Origin of the sequence: Vibrio sp. D417a (assembly GCF_030248595.1) — a bacterium.
Lineage (GTDB): Bacteria > Pseudomonadota > Gammaproteobacteria > Enterobacterales > Vibrionaceae > Vibrio > Vibrio alginolyticus.
The window spans coordinates 164344-182258 of sequence record NZ_JAHGAM010000003.1; the positions used below are offsets into that span (position 1 = coordinate 164344).

Consider the following 17915-nt stretch of genomic DNA (forward strand, 5'->3'; position numbering starts at 1 on the left):
TATATAAGACTCGGTGGAGAACTGACAATGGAAAAGCTGGCATTTAAGCCATGGGAAAGGGTCATATCCGACATTCGACTGGTGCCTAAAATGGTCATGTTGATGGTCTTCAGTACTGTCCTGATCGTGGCAAAACAACTGTGGGACGCAAACACTTTTTACGACTCACTTTTAGCGGCGACACAAAACGCGCAAGTTGCCCAACAGCATTATGAAGCATACTTAACGCAAGTTGCTTGGCAAACCGCCTTATTGATAGTGGTTTTTGTCGTGCTCTTATTAGCGGCGGCTAGAGTGATGTTGCGTCAAACACAGTATCTGAGCGACGCGATCAAACTGATGGCGAGCAAGAACCTCTCTGTTCCATTTGGTATGGATTGTAAAGATGAATACGGAGACGTGGCACGTGAATTAGAAAAGACACGTCGACAATTGCACGATGTGATTCAAATGCAAATTAATGCGTCTGATGAATTATCAACGCTCACCGAAGTCATGACACTGAGCATGTCGGAAACGAAGGAATCGGCGCAAGAAGAGTTTAACGAAATTGATCAACTTGCTACGGCGATGAGTGAAATGTCGTCGACGGTCCAAACGGTTGCGGAACATGCCCAGACGGCATCTTCTCTAACAGAGCAAGCTTCCGCGCAAGCAATTTCTGGTCAGCAGTTCTTGCAAAGTACAATGGCGAAAATGAGTGAACTTTCGTCGGATATCGCTTCATCGGCACAAGCGGTTAACCAAGTTGAAGAACGTGTTGAAGCCATTGGTAGCGTTGTAGGGACGATTCAAGGCATTTCTGAACAAACCAACCTGCTTGCACTGAATGCGGCGATTGAAGCGGCGCGAGCTGGCGAGGCTGGGCGGGGTTTTGCTGTGGTTGCAGATGAAGTTCGTAACCTTGCCCAACGTACACAACAAGCGACGGTAGAAATTCAAGAGATGATCGCACAGCTGCAAACCAGTGCTGAATCTGCGGTAGAACTCATGGAAAAAAGCGTTGTAGAAGCGGCAGATGGAAACGAGTTGGTTTCTAATGCTGGATCTGAGCTCGATGGTATTGTTGGGCAAGTGACGCAAATCAATGACATGAACTTCCAGATCGCGACGGCGTCTGGTCAGCAAAGCAGTGTTGCAGAAGAGATGAGCCAAAACCTCACCAATGTACGTGAGTTGGTGGAAGCCTCAGTTGTTGTTGTTACCGAGCTGCTAGAAACCTCTGAAATGATGCAAAATAATGCAGGTGAGCTAGACAAGAAGATCAAATCTTTCCAAGTTTAATATTCGATCCCGAACTTTTGATAAAACGCCCACAAACCTTTTGTGGGCGTTTTTATTTGCTTTCAGTCTGGTATAAAGAATGAGTTACCGTGCTTTTCAAACAAGGAAGAAAAATGCAGCTGCCTTCGCCACTGATTTCTATCGCTGAATCTGCCGTACAAAACGCCCAAGACGCAGGTTATTTTCCCCTTTGGCCCGATGAGGTTGCGCAGCAATTTCGTTATGTGGCGGGCTTAAGCCAATTTATAACCGAAGCTATTCATCGCGATGAAGTCCTAGCCCGTGAGTTGCCAAGTATGTTAGCGCAGCCAAGTCGTCAGGAGTCTTACCGCTCACGTCTTGCTGAACTGTTGGAACAATGTCCTGATGAGATGTCTGGTCATCGCGTGTTGCGTCAGTTTCGCAACCGAGAAATGGTGTACATTGCGTGGAAGGATTTCACGCATGCATGGTCGCTAGAGACGTCTTTAAGCCACTTATCTGAGTTGGCAGAAGCGATGATTTTTGAAACCTATCAATGGCAATATCAAGTGTGTTGTCAGGAGTGGGGCACACCAACAAGTGAGGACGGTGAAGTGCAGCCGATGTTAATTATCGGCATGGGGAAACTGGGTGGTGGCGAGCTAAACTTTTCTTCCGATATTGATCTAATTTTCACGTACCCAGAGAATGGCGAAACCCAAGGCGCACGCCGAAGCATTGCCAATGCCCAGTTCTTTACTCGTCTTGGTCAACGCATCATCAAAGCGCTCGACCAACAAACCTTCGATGGTTTTTGCTACCGCGTCGACATGCGACTTCGCCCATTTGGAGAAAGTGGCCCCTTGGTAATGAGCTATGCCGCACTTGAAGATTATTACCAAGAACAGGGGCGAGATTGGGAACGTTACGCGATGATCAAAGCTCGGGTGATGGGATGTGAGATGTACCCGCAGTATCAAGAGCTACGCCAAATGCTGCGCCCTTTTGTTTTTCGTCGTTATATTGATTTCAGTGCGATTCAATCTTTGCGACGAATGAAGTCGATGATCAGTAGCGAGGTTCGCCGCCGAGGGTTGAATAACAACATTAAGCTAGGTGCGGGTGGCATCCGAGAAATTGAATTTATCGCTCAAGTTTTTCAATTAATTCGAGGTGGTCGAGAGCCTTCTTTGCGTAATCGAGGGCTGTTGGAAACGCTGCAAGGCATTGAAGAGCTGGCATTGCTTACTCCACAAGAAGTCAGCGCTCTAGAAGCCGCATACAAGTACTTGCGTCAATTAGAAAACTTGTTGCAAGCAATGGCGGATAAGCAAACCCAGACGCTGCCTGATTGCGAAACCGAACGCTTAAAGCTCGCCACCGCGATGAAAATGAGCTGTTGGGAGCAATTAATTGAGCAAACCCAGCAGCATATGGCAAATGTTCACCAAGTTTTTGAATCACTAATTGGTGATGATGAAGAAGACGAGGGGACTACCGTTGCTCGTCATTTTCATGAGCTATGGGATATGGCCGACAAACAAGACGTTCTTGAGCATATCTTGCAGCAGGATATTCAGATTGAAGACTTTGCTTCATGCGCGAAAACCATCATCAACTTTAAAACCGATCTGGCCAAAAAAACGTTAGGCCCACGTGGACGCGAAGTGCTCAATCGTTTGATGCCGAAAGTGTTTGATGCGGTCTTTGCCCATCCTGATGCACAGTTTGGTTTATCTCGTGTACTTCATTTGCTACACAACATCTGCACTCGCACAACTTACTTGGAATTATTGGATGAGCATCCAGCGGCTCTGGTGCAGCTCGTACGTTTGTGTACCGCAAGCCCAATGATTTCAGAGCAGCTGTCTCGTTATCCTATCTTGCTTGATGAGTTAATCGACCCTGCGCAGCTGTACAATCCCATTCCATTAGACAGTTACCGTACAGAGCTGCGTGATTATTTGGCGCGTATTCCTGAAGATGATATGGAACAGCAAATGGAAGCGTTGCGTCAGTTTAAGCAAATTTGTATTTTGCGTATTGCAGCGGCAGATATTGCTGGCGCATTGCCAGTGATGAAAGTGAGTGACCATTTAACTTATTTAGCGGAAGCTATCGTGGATGCGGTGATCTGTCAGGCTTGGTTGCAAGTATCTGAAAAGTATGGCGAGCCAACGCATGTGAAAGATCGTGAAGGCAAAGGCTTTGCTGTAATTGGCTATGGTAAAGTCGGAGGGTGGGAGCTCGGCTATAACTCCGACTTGGATATTGTCTTCATGCATGACTGCCCAGTCAATGTCTACACTGACGGCAAAAAAGAGATTGATGGTCGTCAGTTCTACCTTCGTTTAGCACAGCGTATCATTCATATTTTCTCCACTCGCACCGCTTCCGGTATTTTATACGAGGTCGATACCCGATTGCGTCCGTCCGGTGCATCGGGTTTGTTGGTTAGCCCAACGGACGCGTTCGACGACTATCAACATCAAGACGCGTGGACATGGGAGCATCAAGCACTTGTCCGCGCGCGCATGATTTATGGTGATGAACCACTGGCGATTGCATTTCACAATACGCGGCATGATGTGTTGTGCAAAGCACGCGATCAAGCTGAACTGAAAAAAGACGTTGTCGAAATGAGAGAAAAAATGCGCGGTCATCTTGGGGGGAAAAAGCCAGGCCGCTTTATGCTCAAGCAAGATGTAGGTGGGATTACCGATATCGAATTTCTCGCTCAGTACCTAGTGCTCAACTATAGTCACGATAAGCCGAAATTGACGCGTTGGTGTGATAATGTGCGCATCTTTGAAACGCTCATTGCGCAAGATGTTATGGACGAAGACCAAGCAATGCAGTTGATACGTGCTTACACGACAATGCGCAACGAAATACACCGCCGAAATCTACTCAATTTAGACGCTGATGTGGTGGAAGATAAGTTTGTTGCCGAAAGGGAGTGGGTAAAACAGGCTTGGAATCAGTGGTTCAGTTAAGACCATATATTTAGCCTCGATAAGGGCTGTGATAAACTCACTTCGATTTAATTTTTGGAGACCAACAATGAAACCAATTCTACCTGATTACAACAGCGCTGGTGTGCTCATCATCGGTGATGTCATGCTAGATCGTTACTGGTATGGCCCAACCGGGCGCATTTCTCCTGAAGCGCCGGTTCCTGTTGTAAAAGTAGAAAACAATGAAGAGCGTCCTGGTGGTGCTGCGAACGTTGCGATGAACATCGCATCACTAGGTGGCCATGCTCACATTGTTGGTCTAACTGGGGAAGATGAGCCTGCAAAAGTGCTGACGGAGACGCTGAGCTCACTCAATGTGAAGTGCGATTTCGTTGCACTGCCTGATTACCCAACGATTACGAAGCTTCGTGTAATGAGCCGTGGACAACAGCTTATTCGTCTCGACTTCGAAGACAAGTTTGAAAACACAGATTCTGCGCCAGTGTTATCTCGAATGGATGCCGCACTGCCAAACGTTAAAGCCGTGATTATGTCTGATTACGCAAAAGGTTCGTTAGAGCATGTTCAGGCATACATTCAAAAAGCGCGCGCAGCAAATATTCCGGTTTTCATTGACCCGAAAGGTGCGGATTTTGAACGCTACCGTGGCGCAACACTTCTTACGCCAAACATGAAAGAGTTCGAAGACGTTGTAGGTAAAGTGAAATCTGACCAAGAGCTAGTAGAGAAAGCACTGGCTTTGGTTGAAGAGTTTGAATTTGAAGCGCTTTTAGTGACACGCAGCGAAAACGGAATGACCTTGATTCGTCGTGGTCAGGAACCGTTCCACCTTCCAACTCAAGCGAAAGAAGTGTACGACGTGACAGGTGCGGGCGACACGGTTATCTCTGTATTGGCAGCGTCTGTTGCCGCAGGCAAATCATTTGAAGAAGCGTGTGCACTAGCAAACGCAGCGGCAGGTGTTGTAGTTGGTAAACTAGGCACGTCAACGCTTTCTGAGATTGAATTAGCAGAAGCGGTACATGGCAGCCAAGACACGGATTACGGTGTTGTTTCAGAAAAAGCACTGATCGAAGCGGTGAAAAAAGCACGTGCTCGTGGCGAGAAAGTCGTTATGACAAATGGCTGCTTTGATATTCTACACGCTGGGCATGTGTCTTACTTAAACCATGCTGCTGAACTGGGCGATCGCCTAATCGTTGCGGTAAATACCGATGAGTCAGTAAAACGCCTTAAAGGCCCTGGTCGTCCGGTAAACCCAACCGATCGCCGCATGGCGGTGTTGGCAGGTTTGGGTGCTGTGGATTGGGTTGTACCATTTAGTGAAGATACGCCGCAGCGTTTGATCTCAGAAGTTCTACCAAGCTTGCTAGTAAAAGGCGGTGACTACAAACCAGAAGAGATTGCTGGTGGTAAAGAAGTCATTGCGGCGGGTGGTGAAGTTCGTGTATTGAACTTTGAAGATGGCTGCTCGACCAGTGAAATCATTAATGCAATCAAAGGCGGTAAGGGCTAAGGCTGCTGTTTGTTAGCATTGAAATGCTATTTGCTCATAAAGGTCGCTAAGTGCGGCCTTTTTGATACTTGTAGTTCAGAGGCACTTTTAAGCTCTGAACTACAAGTAATAAAAAACGCCAGCTGATAACTCAACTGGCGTTTTTTATTTATTAAGACCTGAAGTATTCAGTTCGCGGTTATTTTGCCGCTTTCAAACCTGCATCAACGTCCAAGATGTCTTGTTCGCTTAGCGTACCAACTGCTTGGCGTAGCTGAAGAACACTTAAAATGTAGTCGTAACGAGCGTTCGATAGGTTTTTGTTCGCATCGTATAGACGACGAGTCGCGTCCAGTACATCAACGATAGTACGAGTACCTACATCAAAGCCAGCTTCTGTTGCTTCTAGTGCAGAGCGTGCAGAAATAACCGCTTGCTCATACGCACGTAATGCGCCGATAGAGGCGTTAATGTTGTTGTTTTGTGCGCGAACATCTTTTACTACGCTACGGTATTGCGCTTCAAGATCTTCGCTTGCAGCCACGTACGCGTATTCAGCTTGTTTGGTTTGAGAGGTTACGTTACCACCTGTGTATAGCGGTACAGCAAGGTTCACACCAATATTGAAGTTGTCTGTCGTGTTGTCACGAGAGCTATGAGAAGTATCACCGTAGTTGTAACCACCATCTAGAGAGAGCGTTGGTAGGTGGCCAGAGCTTGCTAGTGAAATATTGTCACGCGCAATGTCTTGAAGAATACGTGAAGATAGCAAGGTCAGGTTTTTGGTTTTTGCTTCATCAATGAGCGATTCAGCAGGTACGGTCGATGGGCTAGCAGTGAAGCGGCCAGTGTCCAAAATGTTGAGATCTTTGTGCTCTTGGCCTGTAATTTCACGCAGTGACTCGTAGCTATTAGTGAGCGCGTTTTCTGCCAACACTTCGTCCGCTAGCACTTGGTCGTACTGAGCTTGTGCGTCATGCACGTCAGTGATTGCAGACAAACCTACTTCAAAACGCTGTTTAGTTTGCTCAAGTTGACGGCCAACCGCGGCTTTTTCTGCACGTACGAAAACAAGATTATCTTGTGCGCGTAGAACTTCAAAATACGCTTGTGATACGCGAAGAATCAGTGCCTGTTGCGTCGCTGCGTAAGTTGCGTCTGCTTGGCGAGCACTTTTCTCAGCAGTATCTAGAGAGATCCAAGATGCGCGGTTGTAAAGTGCTTGTGAAAAGCTAACGCCAGCGGTTAGTGCGTTGCCATCGTTTGATACGTCGCTAATTAGATTTGAATCGTATTCAGTATCACCACGAGTTAAATTGTAACCCGCAGTAAGGTTAATTTGTGGTAATAGAGCACTACGGCTTGAGGTGATTGCTTCGAAAGCTTGGTCACGTTGTGCTGCTACACTGAGCAATTGTGGATCATTTTGTTTTGCCAAGTCGTAGATTTCAGCCAAAGAGTCTGCGAACGCAGACGTACTCATGCTACCTAGCGCTGCACTGATAAATAGTGGAAGCAATTTTTTCATTTTCTATTCCCGCGGTCCATAGATTGGTTAATTCTCAGTAGTTTAACTCAATTTGCACGATATTTACTCTAAAGTTTGCACTTTTTTACACGTAATTATCCACTTGTGCAATAAATTTTTAGCAAAGACTTAAATTAATTTGTAACTATTATACAAAAAGTTGAGCCAAGTCCTTTGAGCAAGCGAATAACAATGAGTAAACTACAGGATTCACTCAGAGAGGTGTTGAATGCAACAGCGTGACAAACAACAACAAGATTTTACTTCGCGAGATGTAAAAGTCATCTCGAAAGAAACCTTATTTGAAGGTTTTTTCAAAATGGTGAAATACCGCTTTCAGCATAGGCTATTTGCTGGTGGTTGGAGTGGAGTTGTCGAGCGAGAAATGTTCGAGCGTGGTCACGCAGCAGCGATGCTTCCTTATGATCCAAAGACGGACCAGGTCGTAATCATTGAACAGATTCGTATTGGCGCGTTGGAACATGAACACCCTTGGCAGCTAGAAATTGTCGCCGGTATGATTGACCGCGATGAATCTGCTGAAGCCGTAATTCGTCGAGAGGCTGTCGAAGAAGCGGGGATTCAGGTGGGGCGCGTTGTACCTGTTACGTCCTATTATCCTTCGGCTGGTGGTTGCTCGGAAAAGCTAGACGTCTTTGTTGGTGAAGTGGATGCGTCTAAAGCGCACGGCATTCATGGTTTAGACTATGAGAATGAAGATATCCGCGTTCATGTCATGAGTCGTGAAACGGCGTATCAATGGGTGAAGGACGGAAAATTTGAAAATGGTGCGTCGATTATTGCGTTGCAATGGCTGCAATTACACCATCAAGAGTTAAAGTCAGAATGGGGACTATCCCAAACGGTGGAGAGTGAGTAATGGCACAATTGGCTGAAAAACAACAATATCATGTTGATTTAGCTGGCCTTATGAGAACGTATGAGACCAACTACGCTAAGTTGAACGCCTTATTGCCTGCTTCTGCCGAAGTTGGGGATGTACGTTGCTACCAAGCGGCGAACATGGTTTACCAATTGACCGTGAATGAAATCACAAAATACACCACAGTTGTTGAGATATGTCAGAGTGATGAAACGCCAGTGTTTCCTTTACCGACGATGTCTGTCAGGCTTTATCATGATGCGAGAGTAGCCGAAGTATGCTCAAGCGGAGAGTTCTCTCGCATAAAAGCTAAGTATGATTATCCCAATGACCAACTGATGCAGAAAGATGAAAAGCATCAATTAAACACATTCCTCGGTGAATGGCTGACGTTTTGTTTACGAAGTGGTATCAGTAGAACACCACTTGCCTTCAATTGATCGTCACGTCACTAAAGGAAAATAACAAATAACGATATAGTGGACGAATCAGGTTTTCATTTTGCAATCATCTAGTGACAGCATCAAACTTTTACAAATTACGGATACTCATCTGTTTGCTGCCGATGAGGGAAGTTTGCTAAGCGTAAAAACAGTCGATAGCTTCAATGCTGTTGTTGCTGATGTTTTACGCCGCAACGTGGCGTTTGATTACATCTTGGCGACAGGCGATATTTCCCAAGACCATAGTGCAGAATCTTATCAGCGCTTTGCCAACGGCATTGAACCGCTAGAGAAAGACTGCTTTTGGCTACCTGGTAATCATGATTACAAGCCTAATATGGGCAGTGTTTTGCCTTCGCCACAAATCAAAGCCGCAGAGCATGTATTGCTTGGCGAGTATTGGCAGTTAATTCTTTTAGACTCGCAAGTGGTTGGCGTTCCTCATGGGCGCTTGAGTGATCAGCAATTAACGCTACTCGAAGAAAAGCTAGCCGAACACCCAGAAAGACACACACTTGTTTTGTTGCATCATCACCCGTTACTGGTGGGAAGCGCGTGGCTTGATCAACATACTTTAAAAGATGCCGAAGCGTTTTGGCAGGTTGTCGAGCGTTTTGATAACGTGAAAGGCATTCTCTGTGGCCATGTTCATCAAGATATGAATGTGCTTCACAAGGGCATTCGAGTGATGGCAACACCCTCAACTTGTGTTCAGTTTAAGCCTAACTCGGATGATTTTGCCCTTGATACCAATTCGCCTGGTTGGCGGGAGCTGCAACTACACGCTTGTGGCGATATTACGACCCAAGTAGGTCGGCTTCCTGATGGCCAGTTCCAACCAGACTTCTCTTCTAACGGCTACTAACGCGCCCGAGCTCTCTGTTCGGGCTCGCTTTTTTGTGCGAGATATCTATGAGTAAACCTTCACTTCTTCTCTATATCCATGGCTTTAATAGCTCTCCACTCTCCATGAAAGCGAATGTGATGAGAGCCTACTGCGAGCAACATAGGCCTGATATTAAGGTGATTGTTCCCCAGTTACCTTGTTATCCTCAGCAAGCGGCGAAAATGTTGTTGGATATTATCGAGCAATATAAAGACGACTATAAAATTGGTCTAGTGGGCAGCTCATTAGGCGGTTTTATGTCAACGTGGCTAAATGACAAGTTTGGGTTTAAAGCGGTAGTGGTCAACCCCGCAGTCAAGCCTTATGAGTTGCTAGTAGATTATTTGGGTAAGCAAACTAACCCATATACGCATGAAACCTATACACTTGAAGCTTGTCATATTGACGAGTTAAAAGCTCTTGATGTACAAAGCATCGCGTCGTCACATTCTTTTTGGTTATTGCAACAAACAGAAGATGAGGTTTTAGACTATCGACAAGCGGTAGATAAGTTTGCAGACGCTAAGCAAACAGTAGAACAAGGCGGTGATCACAGTTTTGTAGGCTTTGAGCGTTATCCTGCACAGATTATCGAATTTCTAGAACTGTAATTCGAAAGCGATTGGAAAAGGCTCATAGTTTTTATTGATATATCCAACCGTTTCTTGACATGGGCGGTATGCTTTCCGACTATGTTTTGCCAAAAGATCTTAAGGGTCGAGGACCCTGGCTACTTTGTTATGCATCATGTTTACAAACTCTTAGTGATGTGAACAGGGTGGCTTTTTCGTTTCCTGAGTATGGGTACGCCCATTGGTGATACTCAGGCAACAAGTAAACTTTGAGAATAATTCCGTATTATGACTGAACAATATAATGCTGGTGCCATTGAAGTACTGAATGGCTTAGAGCCAGTACGTCGCCGACCAGGGATGTATACGGATACAGCGCGCCCAAACCATTTGGGCCAAGAAGTTATCGACAACAGTGTCGATGAAGCGCTAGCCGGACATGCCTCAAAAGTACAAGTCATCCTACATGCTGACCAATCACTCGAAGTGATCGATGATGGTCGAGGCATGCCTGTTGATATCCACCCAGAAGAGAAAGTATCAGGCGTAGAGCTAATTCTATGTAAGCTACATGCGGGTGGTAAGTTCTCTAACAAAAACTACCAATTCTCTGGTGGTTTGCACGGGGTAGGTATATCTGTAGTAAACGCGTTGTCAAAACGCGTTGAAGTAACAGTTCGTCGTGATGGTCAAGTGTATGAAATTGCATTTGAACACGGCGAGAAAGTGTCTGATCTGACCGTAACTGGCACATGTGGTCGTCGCAATCGCGGTACCAGCGTACATTTCTGGCCTGATGCGAAGTACTTCGATTCGGCTAACTTCTCTGTGACGCGCTTAGTCAACAACCTGCGCGCAAAAGCGGTTTTGTGTCCGGGTTTAGAAATCACATTAACCGACAAAGTTAATGGCAAAGACTATAAGTGGTACTACGAAGACGGTCTTAAAGACTATCTTGCGGAAGGTGTAAAAGGCTATCCAGTTATTCCTGAAGAACCATTTACTGGTGAGTTCTTGGCGGATACTGAAGCGGCAAACTGGGCGGTAATTTGGCAGCCAGAAGGCGGTGAGATGATCACCGAAAGCTACGTTAACCTAATCCCAACCGCTCAAGGAGGTACGCACGTTAATGGTTTACGCCAAGGCTTGTTGGAAGCGATGCGCGAATTCTGTGAGTTCCGTAATCTATTACCTCGTGGTGTGAAGCTAACGGGTGATGACGTTTTCGACCGCTGTTCTTACGTGCTGTCGGTTAAGATTCAAGACCCGCAATTTGCAGGCCAGACCAAAGAACGTCTGTCTTCTCGTCAAACCGCGGCATTTGTCTCTGGCGTTGTAAAAGATGCGTTCAGTCTTTGGTTGAACGAAAAGCCTCAGCTCGCAGAGCAATTGGCAGAAGTCTGTATCGCTAACGCACACCGTCGTATGCGTGCAGCGAAAAAAGTCGTACGTAAGAAAGTGGCGTCCGGCCCAGCACTGCCAGGTAAGTTGACCGACTGTTCAGCACAGGACTTAAGTCGCACGGAAATCTTCTTTGTGGAGGGTGACTCTGCGGGTGGCTCGGCAAAACAGGCACGTGACCGTGAATTCCAAGCCGTGATGCCACTGCGTGGTAAGATCTTGAACACGTGGGAAGTCTCTGCCGATCAAGTTCTTGCGTCTCAAGAAGTACACGATATCTCTGTTGCTTTGGGTATTGACCCAGATAGCGACAACCTCGAGAGTCTTCGTTACGGTAAGATCTGTATCCTTGCCGATGCGGACTCGGATGGTCTTCACATCGCAACGCTGCTTTGTGCTCTATTTACTCGTCACTTCCGCGCACTAGTGGAAGCGGGTCATATCTATGTGGCGATGCCGCCTCTGTATCGAATCGACTGCGGGAAAGAAGTGTTCTACGCCCTCGATGACGATGAAAAAGATGGCATTTTAGAGCGCTTGTCGAAGAAGAAAGCCAAAATCAACGTGCAACGATTCAAAGGTCTGGGTGAGATGAACCCACTTCAGTTGCGTGAAACCACCATGGATCCGAACACGCGTCGCTTAGTGCAGTTAACCATTGACGACTCTACGGCGACCATGGAAATGATGGACATGCTGCTAGGTAAAAAGCGTGCAGATGACCGTCGTTCTTGGCTACAAAACAACGGCGACTTGGCAGAGGTGTAACGGATGTCTACAGAAATTACCTACGATGGCGTCGAACAATTGCCAATGCGCAAGTTCACTGAAGACGCTTATCTGAACTACTCGATGTACGTAATCATGGACCGCGCCTTGCCATACATTGGTGATGGCTTAAAGCCGGTTCAACGACGCATCATTTATGCGATGTCAGAGCTTGGTCTCTCTGCATCAGCAAAATACAAAAAATCTGCACGTACCGTTGGTGACGTGCTAGGTAAATACCATCCGCACGGTGATTCAGCGTGTTACGAAGCGATGGTATTGATGGCTCAGCCATTCTCTTACCGCTATCCATTAGTGGATGGTCAAGGTAACTGGGGTGCGCCAGATGATCCGAAATCATTTGCGGCAATGCGTTATACCGAAGCAAAACTGTCTAAGTTTGCTGAAGTATTGCTTGGCGAACTTGGTCAGGGCACGGTTGAATGGCAACCTAACTTTGATGGCACAATGAAAGAGCCACAAATGTTGCCAGCACGTCTGCCTCATATCCTGCTTAACGGTGTAACCGGCATTGCCGTTGGTATGGCAACAGACATCCCACCGCACAACGTTCGTGAAATCGCAGATGCGACTATTCATTTGATCGACAACCCGAAAGCAGAACTGCCGGACGTGATGCAGTATGTCAAAGGTCCAGATTACCCAACAGAAGCAGAAATTATCTCGCCGCAAGCGGATATCGAGAAGATTTACCGCAACGGTCGTGGCAGCATAAAAATGCGCGCGGTTTGGCATAAAGAAGGTTCTGATATTGTTATCACTTCTTTGCCTCACCAAGTATCGGGTGCCAAACTGCTTGAGCAAATCGCTAACCAGATGCGTGCGAAGAAGCTGCCAATGGTTGACGATCTTCGTGACGAATCGGATCACGAGAACCCAACGCGTATTGTTGTCGTGCCTAAGTCAAACCGCGTCGATTGTGATTTGTTGATGAACCATTTGTTCGCATCAACGGATCTTGAGCGCAGTTACCGCGTTAACTTGAACATGATTGGTTTGGATAACCGTCCTCAAGTTAAAGGTCTGGTGCAAATTCTGTCTGAGTGGATCGAGTTCCGTCGTACGACTGTGCGTCGTCGTCTACAACATCGCCTAGACAAAGTAATGGCTCGTCTACACATCTTGGAAGGTTTGTTGGTTGCTTACCTCAACCTAGATGAAGTGATTGAGATCATCCGTACTGAAGACGATCCAAAAGCGGTGCTGATGGAACGCTTTGGTATTACCGATATCCAAGCGGATGCAATTTTAGATACCAAACTTCGTCATCTAGCAAAACTAGAAGAGATGAAGATCCGTGGTGAGCAAGACGAGCTAGAGAAAGAGCGTGAGAAGCTAGAACAGCTACTCGGTTCTGAGCGTCGTCTGAACACACTACTGAAAAAAGAAATCAAAGCAGACGCAGAGAAATACGGTGATGATCGTCGCTCTCCAATGGTTGAGCGTGCAGAAGCAAAAGCGCTGACTGAACGTGACCTCGTACCAAGTGAGCCAATCACGGTTGTGCTTTCTGAGAAAGGTTGGATTCGTCACGCGAAAGGCCATGACGTGGATGCCGAAGGCTTAAACTATAAGTCGGGTGATAAGTATTTAGCGCATGCTCGAGGTAAGAGTAATCAGCCTGCGGTATTCCTAGGTAGTGACGGTCGAAGTTACTCTCTGGAATCGCACTCACTGCCTTCTGCTCGTAGTCAAGGTGAGCCGATTACCGGTCGCTTGAATATTACGGCTGGTAGCAGTATTCGCCAAGTCATCATGAGTGAAGAAGATCAGCTGTGGCTGGTGGGCTCAGATGCAGGTTACGGCTTTGTATGTAAAGGCGCGGACTTGCTGTCTAAAAACCGCAGTGGTAAAGCGCTCGTCACTTTACCTGCCAACTCTGAGATAATGACGCCAAAAGAGATTGAAGATTTAGACTCTGATGAAATCTTAGCAATCACTAACCAAGGTCGCATGCTGCTGTTCCCAATCAAAGACTTGCCACAACTGGCGAAAGGTAAGGGGAATAAGATCATCAACATTCCTGCTGCTAAAGCAAAAGAGCGAGAAGAAGTACTATCTCACTTAATGTCTTTACCAAAAGGTGCATCGCTAACGCTGTACGCGGGTAAGCGAAAGTTGGGTCTTAAACCGTCTGACCTTGATAACTTCCGTGGCGAACGTGGTCGCCGAGGTGGGTTATTACCGAGAGGTTTGCAGCGAGTCACTCGCATTGAAGTTGAGCTAGATGATTCCGATACGACGGAAACACCGAGCGATAGCGAGTAACGCACAAATAAAAATCCCAGCCAATGGCTGGGATTTTTTATGCTTCTTGCTTGTCTTCGGCAATGGTGACTTTCAAGGTCATCTCTTTTCCTTTGCGAATGATACCGACGTCCACGGTGGTGCCAGGACGTAAATCGGTGACGATATCCATAACGCTCTGACGCCCTTGCACTTTATTGCCATCAATACTGATAATGATGTCCTGCTTTTGGAAGCCTGCCGCATTGGCTGGACCATTTGGATCAATACCAAGTACGACAATACCACCTATGTGTTCATTTCCAAGTAAGCGAGCAGTGACCGCATTAATGTCTTGGCCGTCGATTCCAATGTAACCACGAATCACGCGGCCATCAGCGATGATTTTCTGCATGATCTTACTGGCTAGCGGCGCAGGGATAGCAAAAGAAATACCGTAAGTTTCTAAGTCTGTCGCTTGCTGAAAAGAGGCGGTATTAATGCCGACGAGCTCGCCTTGTGTGTTCACTAGGGCTCCACCAGAGTTACCTTCATTGATGGCGGCATCGGTTTGAATGAATGCTTGACGACCATCGCTAATAGATGAACGACCTGTGGCAGAAATAATGCCGAACGTTGTGGTTTGTCCAAGGTTGTATGGGTTACCGATGGCTAGTACTACATCGCCCACTTGTGGTTTGTAATTAGAGTTCAGAGGGATTACGGGCAAATTCGAACCTTCGACACGCAGTACGGCTATATCAGTACGTTTATCTGTCCCTACGAGCTGAGCCGCTGCGGCTCTGCCGTCTTGTAATGCCACAACAATTTGATCAGCTTGAGCAACCACATGATAGTTAGTAATGATGTAGCCCTTCTCACTAACAATGACACCTGACCCCAGGCCTTGAGTCGAGAGTTTACTGCGATCGTTCTCAACATACTTACGGCTGTAGATGTTTACCACGGCAGGCGCTGCTCTTCGGACCGCTTGATTAAACGTCAACTCGACTGATGCGATATTAACAGGTTGAGGATCAAGCGCGGCAGGAATTACGTTGTTGCGCAAAGATGGAACCGCCAGTAATACCACTGCGGCAGTAGCCAAGCCTAAAAAGACAGAACGTAATAAAAAGCTGAGCATATCCTCTCCATGCGTGAGCGCCAAAATGGCATCGAAGATGAAGAATAGCATTACATTGAAAAATAACAAAAGGGCAGCACGTCATCGCGCTGCCCTTTTCATTAGTTATTGAGCGATAAGGAAAAGTGATCGAGTCTTATCACTCAGTACTATGCATCGAAAACCTTATTTCCTATCACTTTGAAAGTGGTTAACGAATGACAAGATAAATAGTACGCTCACCACGTTGAATATTAAGAGCCAGTACACCTTTGTGTTTCTCTACGATTGTACGAAGCTCGGCAAGGTTTTTCACTCGTTGACGGTTCACACCGATAATAATGTCACCTTGTTGTAATTGATATTGAGCCGCTGGAGAGTTATCTGTAACGCTCGATACTTTAACACCTTGGATTACATCACTTGGTGTTGTATTGCTTAACTCCGCACCTTTGAGTCCCTCATGTAATGTCTCCGCTTTAGCTTTCATATTCGTAGATTCGCCAAGCGTTACATCAAAGGTTTTATTCTTACCATCTCGAACCACACCTAATGTGATTTCTTTACCTGCGCCCAGTGTTGCCACTTTTGCGCGGAGCTCTGAGAAAGTATTAATCGCTTTGCCGTTCACCGATACAATTACGTCACCGGCTTTTAACCCTGCTTTATCGGCTGCGCTGTCCGGTACGACTTGACCAATAAAGGCCCCTTTACTCGACTCGTAACCCAATGCATCAGCTAGCTCAGAGGTTACTTCGCCACCTTGCACACCCAACATGCCGCGTTTGACTTCACCAAACTCTAGAATTTGATCAGTGAGGTTTTTCATCATGTTTGATGGAATCGCAAAGCCAATACCCACATTACCGCCGTTAGGGCCTAAAATTGCAGTATTAATACCGATCAGCTCACCATTAAGGTTGACCAATGCACCACCAGAGTTACCGCTGTTAATTGCGGCATCGGTTTGGATGAAGTTTTCGAAGTTTTCAACGTTTAAGCCACTACGACCAAGGGCTGAAACAATACCCGAAGTTACGGTTTGACCGAGCCCAAATGGGTTACCAATCGCAACCGTAAAGTCACCGACACGCAGTTTGTCGGAATCCGCGACTTTAATCTGCGTTAAGTTTTTCGCTTTCTCTAATTTAAGTAACGCAACATCGGCCATTTCATCACCGCCAACGAGCGTAGCGTCATACTCGCGCCCGTCAAAGAGGCGAACTCGAATCTCATCTGCGCCCTTGATCACATGGTAGTTAGTGACAATATGGCCTTTCTTCGCATCAATAATGACACCAGACCCTAAACCTCTGAACGGGCGCTCTCGCCTTTGTTCCATAGGAAAGTCTGGGCCAAAGAAAAATTGAAATTGCTCGGGAATGCGGCTGGTTTGTACTTGTTTACCTTCTACAGCAATACTCACAACAGCTGGGGTCACCTTCTCAAGCATTGGTGCCAAGCTAGGTAACTGTTGGCCATCCACATTCAAAGGTAATGCGGCAGTGGCTTGAACTGGGGCAATAATCGCCCCCAAACTCAGAGATAGAACGGTGAGCGCAAGCAGTGGTTTTTTCATCCAATAACTCCTCTTGAAACATGTCTGCCAAAAAGAAATATCCGAACGGTTAGTTCACTTTGTTAATAACTAATATAGGGTCTAGTTCGGACAATCAAAAGGGGAGGCAGTGCACATCCAAGTTAGAGCGAAGGTGAGGTGAAAAAGTTCAAAAAAGGGCCGATACAAATGTATCGGCCCTAGATAGAAGTAAGAGAGGATTATGATGCTTTTGCGGTTACCGCTTCGGGAGCATTAATGATTTCTTTCTCTTGATCCTTCAAAAGACCGGTGGCGCCATTAGCGTAGTCTTTTGGTTGTTCGTTAAACTCTGGTTGATCTTCTGCAATGGTTTCAGACGACATTGCCGTTTTCTTATCAAACGGGTTGTCTTGTTCTGGTAAGTTTGGCAAAAGCTCAGAAGAGGTCTTGGCCATATGTTGGTATAGCTTGGTGTAATCTTTACCTAGGGTGTCCAACATTTCTGCGGTTTGTGCAAAGTGATCGACGAGCTCTTGACGTTGTTGCTCTAATTCAAACTTGGCCGCTTCAAGTTCTTTCTGCACAGACTTTTGTTTCTTGTATTCAGGGGTGGTTAGTCTACTAATGACTACGCCTACGATTGTACCGACCAGCAAACCCACAATGGCATAAATCCAAGGCATAACTGCTCCTTATAGTTGTTTTAACAAGTCTTTTACTACTTAGTTACACGCGGTGCTCGTCCATGTTACTATGGCTTGAACAGCCGATAAAGAAAAATAGCAGTATGTCTTCGGGGACTGATA

13 protein-coding genes are annotated in these 17915 nt (G+C 46.4%); 9 read left to right on the forward strand and 4 right to left on the reverse strand.

Annotated features, from left to right (window positions below; genetic code table 11):
* Positions 1-27 precede the first annotated feature (27 nt).
* From KI742_RS03110 to hldE, 3 genes are all read left to right on the forward strand, one after another.
* Entirely contained in the window at positions 28-1284 is a 1257-nt protein-coding gene (locus KI742_RS03110; RefSeq protein ID WP_005379890.1) for a methyl-accepting chemotaxis protein, read from the forward strand.
* A gap of 113 nt (positions 1285-1397) precedes the next feature.
* Positions 1398-4241 (forward strand): bifunctional [glutamate--ammonia ligase]-adenylyl-L-tyrosine phosphorylase/[glutamate--ammonia-ligase] adenylyltransferase, encoded by a 2844-nt coding sequence (gene glnE / locus KI742_RS03115; protein WP_285385142.1) that lies wholly within the window; start codon positions 1398-1400, stop codon positions 4239-4241.
* Between the two features lie 67 nt (positions 4242-4308).
* Positions 4309-5739 carry a bifunctional D-glycero-beta-D-manno-heptose-7-phosphate kinase/D-glycero-beta-D-manno-heptose 1-phosphate adenylyltransferase HldE gene (hldE, locus tag KI742_RS03120; protein WP_285385143.1) on the forward strand — a complete coding sequence of 477 codons (1431 nt, stop codon included), beginning with the start codon at positions 4309-4311 and terminating at the stop codon, positions 5737-5739.
* A 178-nt stretch (positions 5740-5917) separates the two neighbouring features.
* Here the strand turns inward: hldE and tolC are convergent, their stop codons facing one another.
* Positions 5918-7246, reverse strand: coding sequence for an outer membrane channel protein TolC (gene tolC / locus KI742_RS03125; RefSeq protein WP_005379884.1), 1329 nt, complete (start codon positions 7244-7246; stop codon positions 5918-5920).
* Between the two features lie 229 nt (positions 7247-7475).
* Between tolC and nudF the strand changes: the two genes are divergently transcribed.
* From nudF to parC, 6 genes are all read left to right on the forward strand, one after another.
* Positions 7476-8126 (forward strand): ADP-ribose diphosphatase, encoded by a 651-nt coding sequence (nudF, locus tag KI742_RS03130; protein ID WP_017633602.1) that lies wholly within the window; start codon positions 7476-7478, stop codon positions 8124-8126.
* Positions 8126-8569, forward strand: a complete 444-nt coding sequence (locus tag KI742_RS03135; RefSeq protein WP_017633603.1) for a DUF1249 family protein — start codon at positions 8126-8128, stop codon at positions 8567-8569. The genes nudF and KI742_RS03135 overlap by 1 nt, the downstream gene beginning before the upstream one ends.
* Before the next feature lie 61 nt (positions 8570-8630).
* Positions 8631-9437 (forward strand): 3',5'-cyclic-AMP phosphodiesterase, encoded by an 807-nt coding sequence (gene cpdA / locus KI742_RS03140; RefSeq protein WP_285385145.1) that lies wholly within the window; start codon positions 8631-8633, stop codon positions 9435-9437.
* Positions 9438-9484: 47 nt separating this feature from the next.
* Complete coding sequence (gene yqiA / locus KI742_RS03145) at positions 9485-10069, forward strand: esterase YqiA (protein WP_285385146.1); 585 nt, start codon at positions 9485-9487, stop codon at positions 10067-10069.
* 249 nt (positions 10070-10318) lie between these two features.
* Positions 10319-12199, forward strand: coding sequence for a DNA topoisomerase IV subunit B (parE, locus tag KI742_RS03150; RefSeq protein WP_005387417.1), 1881 nt, complete (start codon positions 10319-10321; stop codon positions 12197-12199).
* Positions 12200-12202: 3 nt separating this feature from the next.
* Entirely contained in the window at positions 12203-14488 is a 2286-nt protein-coding gene (gene parC, locus KI742_RS03155; protein WP_017633605.1) for a DNA topoisomerase IV subunit A, read from the forward strand.
* Between the two features lie 37 nt (positions 14489-14525).
* Here the strand turns inward: parC and degS are convergent, their stop codons facing one another.
* The 3 genes from degS to zapG all read right to left on the reverse strand — a co-directional run bounded on the left by degS (position 14526) and on the right by zapG (position 17792).
* Positions 14526-15590 (reverse strand): outer membrane-stress sensor serine endopeptidase DegS, encoded by a 1065-nt coding sequence (degS, locus tag KI742_RS03160; protein ID WP_017633606.1) that lies wholly within the window; start codon positions 15588-15590, stop codon positions 14526-14528.
* Between the two features lie 190 nt (positions 15591-15780).
* Complete coding sequence (locus tag KI742_RS03165; protein WP_285385147.1) at positions 15781-17148, reverse strand: Do family serine endopeptidase; 1368 nt, start codon at positions 17146-17148, stop codon at positions 15781-15783.
* Positions 17149-17348: 200 nt separating this feature from the next.
* Positions 17349-17792 (reverse strand): Z-ring associated protein ZapG, encoded by a 444-nt coding sequence (gene zapG / locus KI742_RS03170; RefSeq protein ID WP_005379861.1) that lies wholly within the window; start codon positions 17790-17792, stop codon positions 17349-17351.
* Positions 17793-17915: the final 123 nt, after the last annotated feature.

Excerpts from the sequence above, each read along its gene's own strand:
- KI742_RS03110 (WP_005379890.1), top strand. The coding sequence starts at position 28 with ATGGAAAAGCTGGCATTTAAGCCATGGGAAAGGGTCATATCCGACATT.
- glnE (WP_285385142.1), top strand. The coding sequence starts at position 1,398 with ATGCAGCTGCCTTCGCCACTGATTTCTATCGCTGAATCTGCCGTACAA.
- hldE (WP_285385143.1), top strand. The coding sequence starts at position 4,309 with ATGAAACCAATTCTACCTGATTACAACAGCGCTGGTGTGCTCATCATC.
- tolC (WP_005379884.1), bottom strand. The coding sequence starts at position 7,246 with ATGAAAAAATTGCTTCCACTATTTATCAGTGCAGCGCTAGGTAGCATG.
- nudF (WP_017633602.1), top strand. The coding sequence starts at position 7,476 with ATGCAACAGCGTGACAAACAACAACAAGATTTTACTTCGCGAGATGTA.
- KI742_RS03135 (WP_017633603.1), top strand. The coding sequence starts at position 8,126 with ATGGCACAATTGGCTGAAAAACAACAATATCATGTTGATTTAGCTGGC.
- yqiA (WP_285385146.1), top strand. The coding sequence starts at position 9,485 with ATGAGTAAACCTTCACTTCTTCTCTATATCCATGGCTTTAATAGCTCT.
- parE (WP_005387417.1), top strand. The coding sequence starts at position 10,319 with ATGACTGAACAATATAATGCTGGTGCCATTGAAGTACTGAATGGCTTA.
- parC (WP_017633605.1), top strand. The coding sequence starts at position 12,203 with ATGTCTACAGAAATTACCTACGATGGCGTCGAACAATTGCCAATGCGC.
- degS (WP_017633606.1), bottom strand. The coding sequence starts at position 15,590 with ATGCTCAGCTTTTTATTACGTTCTGTCTTTTTAGGCTTGGCTACTGCC.
- KI742_RS03165 (WP_285385147.1), bottom strand. The coding sequence starts at position 17,148 with ATGAAAAAACCACTGCTTGCGCTCACCGTTCTATCTCTGAGTTTGGGG.
- zapG (WP_005379861.1), bottom strand. The coding sequence starts at position 17,792 with ATGCCTTGGATTTATGCCATTGTGGGTTTGCTGGTCGGTACAATCGTA.